Annotated in this window: 6 protein-coding genes; 2 read left to right on the top strand and 4 right to left on the bottom strand. The window is 72.1% G+C overall.

The genetic code is table 11. From position 1 onward, the window contains the following. Positions 1 to 185 precede the first annotated feature (185 nt). Both ACIGQF_RS33455 and ACIGQF_RS33450 read right to left on the bottom strand, forming a co-directional pair. Positions 186 to 1544 (bottom strand): aspartate aminotransferase family protein, encoded by a 1359-nt coding sequence (locus ACIGQF_RS33455; RefSeq protein WP_399718267.1) that lies wholly within the window; start codon positions 1542 to 1544, stop codon positions 186 to 188. A gap of 392 nt (positions 1545 to 1936) precedes the next feature. Next, complete coding sequence (locus ACIGQF_RS33450; RefSeq protein ID WP_399718265.1) at positions 1937 to 2506, bottom strand: hypothetical protein; 570 nt, start codon at positions 2504 to 2506, stop codon at positions 1937 to 1939. 477 nt (positions 2507 to 2983) lie between these two features. On the opposite strand from ACIGQF_RS33450, the gene ACIGQF_RS33445 reads away from it, so the two are divergent. Together ACIGQF_RS33445 and ACIGQF_RS33440 are read left to right on the top strand one after the other, a co-directional pair. Further along, positions 2984 to 3724, top strand: a complete 741-nt coding sequence (locus ACIGQF_RS33445) for a response regulator transcription factor (RefSeq protein WP_399718262.1) — start codon at positions 2984 to 2986, stop codon at positions 3722 to 3724. Positions 3725 to 3729: 5 nt separating this feature from the next. Continuing rightward, positions 3730 to 5157 carry a sensor histidine kinase gene (locus tag ACIGQF_RS33440; protein WP_399718259.1) on the top strand — a complete coding sequence of 476 codons (1428 nt, stop codon included), beginning with the start codon at positions 3730 to 3732 and terminating at the stop codon, positions 5155 to 5157. Between the two features lie 51 nt (positions 5158 to 5208). On the opposite strand, the gene ACIGQF_RS33435 is transcribed toward ACIGQF_RS33440, so the two are convergent. Together ACIGQF_RS33435 and ACIGQF_RS33430 are read right to left on the bottom strand one after the other, a co-directional pair. Next, positions 5209 to 6015: a polyphosphate polymerase domain-containing protein gene (locus ACIGQF_RS33435; RefSeq protein ID WP_399718256.1), complete on the bottom strand. Its 807-nt coding sequence runs from the start codon at positions 6013 to 6015 to the stop codon at positions 5209 to 5211. Beyond that, positions 6012 to 6758, bottom strand: coding sequence for a DUF4956 domain-containing protein (locus ACIGQF_RS33430; protein WP_399718253.1), 747 nt, complete (start codon positions 6756 to 6758; stop codon positions 6012 to 6014). Before ACIGQF_RS33430 ends, ACIGQF_RS33435 begins: the two co-directional genes overlap by 4 nt. Positions 6759 to 6933: the final 175 nt, after the last annotated feature.

The raw sequence follows: 6933 nt of genomic DNA, 5'->3' as shown, positions 1-6933 counted from the left end.
GGGGGCGCGCGCCGCGCCGGGGGCGGGCGGGGGGGCCCCCCCCCCGCGGGGGGGGGCGGGGGGGGGCGCCCGGGGGGGGGGGGGGGGCCCCCCCCCGTGGGGGGGGGCCCCCCCGCCCCGGCGAGAGCACGTCCGGCTGCGTGCCGTACGGCGGAACATCAGACGGTATGCCGTACGGCGGGACGTCAGACGGTATGCGCGTCCGCCACCGTCAGGGCCTCGTCGAGGGCGGCCAGGCCCTCCTTCGCCTCCGTCTCCGTGACCGTGCACGGCGGAACCACATGCGTACGGTTCATGTTCAGGAACGGCCACATGCCCCGCTCCTTGCACGCCGCCGCGAACTGCGCCATCGGGGCGTTGTCCGCGCCCGACGCGTTGTACGGCACCAGCGGCTCGTGCGTCTCACGGTTCTTGACCAGCTCAAGCGCCCAGAAGACACCCATGCCGCGCACCTCGCCCACCGACGGGTGCCGCTCGGCGATGTCCTTCAGCGCCGGGCCGATGACGTTCTCACCGATCTCCGCCGCGTTCTCCACGATGCGCTCCTCCGCCATCGCGTTGATCGTCGCGACCGCGGAGGCGCAGGCCAGCGGGTGACCGGAGTACGTCAGACCACCCGGGTACGGGCGCTTGTCGAAGGTCGCGGCGATCTCCGCGGAGATCGCGACACCGCCCAGCGGCACATAACCGCTGTTCACGCCCTTGGCGAAGGTCATCAGGTCCGGCGTCACATCGAAGTGGTCGGCGGCGAACCAGCGGCCCGTACGCCCGAAGCCCGCCATGACCTCGTCCAGGATGAAGACGATGCCGTACCGGTCACAGATCTCCCGGACGCCGGCGAGGTAACCGGGCGGCGGGACCATGATGCCGGCGGTGCCCGGAATGGTCTCCAGGATGATCGCGGCGATCGACTGCGGGCCCTCGAAGGCGATGGTGTCCTCGAGGTGGCGCAGCGCGCGCTCGCACTCCTGCTGCTCGTCCTCCGCGTGGAAGGGCGAGCGGTACAGGAACGGGCCCCAGAAGTGCACCACGCCGGCCGACGCGGTGTCCGAGGGCCAGCGCCGCGGGTCGCCCGTGAGGTTGATCGCCGCCGCGGTGGCACCGTGGTACGAGCGGTACGTCGACAGCACCTTGGACCGGCCGGTGTGCAGCCGGGCCATGCGCACGGCGTTCTCCACGGCCTCGGCGCCGCCATTGGTGAAGAAGATCTTGTCCAGATCGCCGGGCGTGCGCTCGGCGATCAGCCGCGCGGCCTCGGACCGCACATCCACGGCGAAGCCCGGGGCGAGCGTGCACAGCTTGCCGGCCTGCTCCTGAATGGCCGCGACGACCTTCGGGTGCTGGTGCCCGATGTTGGTGTTGACCAGCTGCGAGGCGAAGTCCAGGTAGCGGTTGCCCTCGTAGTCCCACATGTACGAGCCGTCGGCGCCCGCGATCGGCAGCGGGTCTATCAGGCCCTGCGCCGACCAGGAGTGGAAGACGTGGGCACGGTCGGCGGCCTTCACGGCCGCGCCGGCGGCGGGGTCTGGTTGCGTCGTGGTCACGGTCACTACCTCGGATCGCTTCGGGCCGCCAGGACATCGGGAACGCGGGAAAACGCCGTACCGGAGGACGCTGCGCTGCGAGGACGCCGTACCGCGAAGACGCTGCATGCGCTGCCGGAGCGCTGATCAGCGAGACGCTGCACTGCGACCACCTGCGCGACGACCACGCCGTACTGCGAGAACGCGGGAACGTGGGGCGGCGGACGCTCACCAGCCTAAGGATCACCGCACCGACGCCGGTACCGACAGTGTGTATGGGTGTGGGGGGAGGGTCTGACAGGTTGTCGATGGGGGTGGGGGGCGGCCGCGACCTCTTCCCTACTGCCCGGGCCCCGGGGGGGGCTCCCCTCCCTCCCCCTCCCCCACCCCGCCCCCTCAGTCGTCAGCTGCTCTCAGTCGTCATCGTCGTCGTCCTCGTCGCTGTCGTGGTCGGCCACCGGTATGGCCTTCGGGTGGCCGTCGGTGCAGCGGATCGCGTACGTACGGTCGTCGCCGTCGTCGATCGGTTCGAACTCGATCGTGGCGACGTCGGAGGGGCCGCGCTTCACCGTGTCCATGTGGTAGCCGGAGGCCGGGCTCCAGACAGTGAGGTAGACGCTGCCGTCGGGCCGGCATTCGGCGGTGGCGCTGCCTCCGGTGACATTGACTGTGCCCACCTGCGCTGCGGAGTCGGAGGAGGTCCCGCCGGGAGTCTGCTCGGCGCCCTCGGACGGGGTACCGGATCCGCTCGCGTCCGGGGAGGCGGGGCCGGAGGCGCTGCCGCCGGGGTCCGGGGAGCCGTCGGGCCGGGCGGAGGTACGGGCGGCCGCGAGCTTCTGGCGGACCCCGTCGTCGTCCAGCGGCTCGGCCCGGCTGTTCCGCGACCCCATGTCGGTGTTGGCCAGGGACCATGCGCCCAGGCCACCCGCTCCCGCGAACGCGCAGACCCATACGGCGGTCACCACCGCGCCTCGCCACTTCATCGCGCGTCCTCCTTTCCCATTCCTCTGTCCTGCGTTTCCAGATGTTGCTGGCGTCTTCTGGTGCTGCTGGTGTTTTTGATGTTTCTGGTGTGTCTGATGTTGCTGATTCGCCGGGGCCTTGTCCGGTCCCGGCGGCTGCCCGGTCCTGGGTGGTCCCGGTGGTTTCACTCTGCCTGCTCGGGCCGGCGTCGGGCGGTTTTCCACAGGGCGGATGTGCTGGGGGCCGAGCTCGATCGGGTGAGCCGGTTGTCCACAGCGTCCGCGCCCCGGCGGCGAAACCCTCCGCGACATACGCGTGGAGCCCATCCGACCGGACCCGGGCCCATCCGATCCGACCCGGGCCCATCGGATTCAACCGGAGCCCGTCGGACCAGGCACGATCCAGGCTCCCGCACCGTTCCCTAACGTCCGGTTAAGGCGGCCACAAAGCCTGTGGTCGATCGCCCGGGCGAGATCATCGCTGGTTACCGTGGCGTCATGTCCCACCTGCTCGTCGTCGAGGACGACCCCCAATTGCGCAGCGCGCTGGTGCGGGCGCTGCGGGACCGCGGTCATGCCGTGGCCACTGCCGCGACCGGGATGTCCGGCCTCGATGCCGCTGTCACCGACCGGCCCGACCTGATCGTGCTGGATCTCGGGCTGCCCGACGTGGACGGCGCCCAGGTGCTGCGGATGCTGCGGGCGGTCAGCGACGTACCGATCATCGTGGCCACCGCGCGCGACGAGGAGGGCGACATGGTCGCGGTGCTCGACGACGGCGCGGACGACTACATCGTGAAGCCGTTCGGCGCCGCGCAGCTGGACGCGCGGATCAAGGCGGTGCTGCGCCGGCTGGGTACCGCCGAGCCGGAGGCGCCGCTTCGGGTCGGCGGGCTGGTCCTGGACACGGCTGCGCGCGAGGTCGTGCTGGACGGTGCGCCGCTGGATCTGACGCCGCGGGAGTTCGACCTGCTGGTCTATCTCGCCCGCCGCACCGGTCAGGTGGTGTCGCGCCGGGAACTGCTCGCGGAGGTGTGGCAGCAGCCGCTCGGCGGCGCGGACAAGACCGTGGACGTGCATCTGTCGTGGTTGCGGCGGAAGCTCGGGGAGACCGCGCAGCAGCCCCGGTACCTGCACACCGTCCGTACGGTGGGCGTCAAGCTCGCGGCCCCCGAGAGCGACGACGGCAGCGGCGACGGTGACGGCAGTGGCGGCGGCGCGTCGCGGCGTCCGGAGTAGCTGCGATGCGTCTTCGGATTCTGCTGGTCACGGCGCTGACCACCGCGCTCGTCCTGGCGGCCCTTCTGGTGCCGCTCGCGATCCTCACCCGTAGCCATGCCGCGGACCGGGCCACCGCCGATGCGACGGCCCGTGCGCAGTCGCTGGCGGCCGGTATCGGTACGGCGCTGGCCCATCCCGGTCCGGAGGGCAGTCGGTCGACTGCCGCGTCGCTGGTCACTGCCGCCAATGGGCCGGATCTCCCGCAGACGTCGGTGATTCTCGCCGACGGGACGGTGCTGGGCCCGCCGTCGCGCGTCACGGATGCCGTGCGCCTGGCGCGTTACGGGCGTGCGTTCGCGTACGCGCCTCCTGGGGGCGGCCAGGTCGTGCTGGTTCCCGTGCAGGGCGCCTCGGGCGGTACCGCCGTCGTGCATGTAGCGCTGTCCGACGAGCAGTTGTACGCGGGGACGCTGCCGTCCTGGCTGGCGTTCGCCGGGCTCGGTGTCGGGCTGGTGCTGCTGGGGCTGCTGGTCGCGGACCGGCTGGGGGCCCGGCTGGTCGGTTCGACGCGGCGGCTGGCGAAGGTCGCGGACCGGCTGGCGGCCGGTGATCTGACGGCCCGTGCGGAGCCCGAGGGGCCGCCGGAGCTGCGTCTGGTGGCCGGCGAGCTGAACAATCTCGCGGGCCGCATCGAGGGCTTCCTCACCGCAGAGCGGGAGAACGCGGCGGATCTGGCGCACCGTCTCCGTACGCCGGTCGCCGCGCTGCGTCTGGATGCGGAGGGGTTGCGTGATCCGGGGGAGGCGGAGCGGATCGCGGCGGATGTGGCGGCGCTGGAACGCAGTGTGGACGAGGTCATCCGTACGGCGCGCAAGCCGTTGCGGGAGGCCGCGGGGTACGGAGGTGCGGGCGGTCCGGGGCGTGCGGGGGCCGGTGCGCCATGTGCCGACCTGGTGGCGGTGGCCCGTGAGCGGGCGGACTTCTGGCGGCCGCTGGCCGAGGACCAGGGGCGCACGCTGGACTTTCACGCCCCTGATGCGCCGGTGTCCGTACGGGCGGACGAAGCGGAGCTCGCGGCGGCGGTCGACGCACTCATCGGGAATGTCTTCGACCATACGCCGGAGGGTGTCGGTATGCGCCTCTCCGTGTCCGCTGCCGAGCACGGGCACGAGGGCGGGGCGGCGAGTGGCCGCCTCGGGGGCGGCGGGGTGCTGGTCATAGAGGACGACGGGCCCGGCTTCCCCGAGGGGCACGTCCCGCAGCGGGGCAAGAGCGGCGGTGGTTCGACGGGGCTCGGCCTGGACATCGTGCGCCGTGTCGCGGAGGAGACCGGGGGCCGCACGGTGCTGACCGCGGCGCGTCGGGCCGGCGGCCGGGATGCGGTCCCTGCCGATGGGGACGAGGGCCGTGGTGCCCGGGTGGAGGCGCACCTCGGCGGTCCGTCGGCGTGATGCCCGCCCGGGTCGTCCTTCCGCCGGGTCGTTGCCGTCACGGCGTCCCCGTCACGCCGCGTGCGGCTGGGCCGGGGTGAAGACCGTGCGGGTGGCGCGGCGCCAGGCGTTGGCGGTGAGGTCGGGGCGGAGGGCGGAGAGCGCGCCGCAGTACTTGGTGAACTCGGCCGGGCGGACGCCATAAGCGTGCAGCAGCCGGTCGGCTTCGGTCAGGTGGCCGTCGGTCTTGGACTCGACCAGGACCAGTCCGCCGTCGGCGCGGACGGAGCGGCCCGTGCGCGGGTCGTGGCAGACCATGCCGGCATCGCAGGTGATGCGTTGGCCGTCGGCCACGAAGGTGGCCCGCTGGTAGTCGGTGACCAGCGAGGTGGCGAGGTCGGTGGGGGCCGCCAGGTCGTAGTTGCGGCGCAGCACCGAGGAGAGGAAGTCGCGCGGTGCCCGGTCCAGCGCGGTGTCGCCGGGGAGCATCGGCTGCCGGAACTTGACCGTTTCGCCGCGTCCGCTCTTCAGCTTGATCTCGAACTGTCGCTCGCCGGTGTCCTCGTAGTGCCGCTCCCGGATCTTGTAGCGGAGCCGCCGTCCCTGCCGGTGGTCGTGGAAGGCCCGCAGGTCGGGGGTGTCGTAGTAGAGGGAGTTGTACCGGAACCAGCGCCGGCCGTTGATGCACAGCGACTTGAAGGGGCCGCCGGGGCGCTTGGGGTCGGTGAGCCGGGCGGCGATGTCGGCGAAGGTCTCGACCGGTACGAGGTAGCTGTTGTCGTGCCGGGCCAGCAGTTCGGCGCGGGCCTGGACCTCGGCGAGGGTGATGGGGTGGGCGGCCAGTGCGGCACGGGCGATGGCGCGTACGGCGGGGTTCACACGGTCTCCTTCGAGGCGTTGGCGGTACGTCCGGAGGGGAGTTCGGCGGTGCGGTCGGGGTGGTGCGCGGTGGTGCCGTGGTCGGATACGTGGGGCGAGCGGTCGGCGCGGTACTGGGTTGCCGGTTCCCCGGGCGCCTGGTGGTCAGCCGCCTTGTGAGGCGTACGAGCAACGGCGAGCGAACGTTCCATCTCGCGGTAGCGGACGTCCACGACCGTCACGTCCCGGACAAAGTCGACCTGCTTGACGGTCCAGTTCAGCGGCTCGCCCACGCGGCGTGCCAGGTCGGCGCGGAGCGCGGCCGGGTCGGTGTGGACGACGTCGAGCGTGACGACCGTGCGGCGGCTCCGTGTGAGCAGCTTGGGGTGGTCGGCGCACCAGATGACGAAGAGCAGCAGCACGGTGAAGATCGCGGCGAAGCCCAGGTTCAGCTGCGGGAGCCCGCACAGCAGGCCGAGGACGAGGGTCGTGAAGTAGTACGCGACCTCTTCGTGCTGGATGGAGTCCGAGCGGAGCCGGATGATCGACAGCACGCCGAAGAGGCCGAAAGCCAGCGCTGTGCCGCCGCTGCCGTTGACCTCCGCGAGCGCCGCGACGACCGAGAAGAGCGCGACGTTCAGGGCCAGGTAGGCCGGGACCAGGTCGCGGCGCCGGTGCCGTGGGTAGTACACGGCGAAGGTGAGCACGCACACCGCGGCGAGATCGAGCCCGAGGTGGGCGGCCAGCTGTCCGAGAGTAGTCATCGCTTTCCTCGTCCGGTCACGGGTGGCCGACCCGTCGGGCGGCCACGTCTCCTGCGATTCGCTCCCGGGGCGCGGCGGGCAGCCGCGCCCCGGGAGGCACAGGAAAAACGTAGGAACCGGTGGGTTAAAGGCGCCCCCCATCGGCGTTAAGGAAGTCGAGCCGGGGGTCGACCAC

Source organism: Streptomyces sp. NPDC053560 (genome assembly GCF_044544605.1).
GTDB lineage: Bacteria > Actinomycetota > Actinomycetes > Streptomycetales > Streptomycetaceae > Streptomyces.
Note: the sequence above shows the minus strand (reverse complement) of the source record. Positions and strands in the feature narration are given on the sequence as shown.

Excerpts from the sequence above, each read along its gene's own strand:
- ACIGQF_RS33450 (WP_399718265.1), bottom strand. The coding sequence starts at position 2,506 with ATGAAGTGGCGAGGCGCGGTGGTGACCGCCGTATGGGTCTGCGCGTTC.
- ACIGQF_RS33445 (WP_399718262.1), top strand. The coding sequence starts at position 2,984 with ATGTCCCACCTGCTCGTCGTCGAGGACGACCCCCAATTGCGCAGCGCG.
- ACIGQF_RS33440 (WP_399718259.1), top strand. The coding sequence starts at position 3,730 with ATGCGTCTTCGGATTCTGCTGGTCACGGCGCTGACCACCGCGCTCGTC.
- ACIGQF_RS33430 (WP_399718253.1), bottom strand. The coding sequence starts at position 6,758 with ATGACTACTCTCGGACAGCTGGCCGCCCACCTCGGGCTCGATCTCGCC.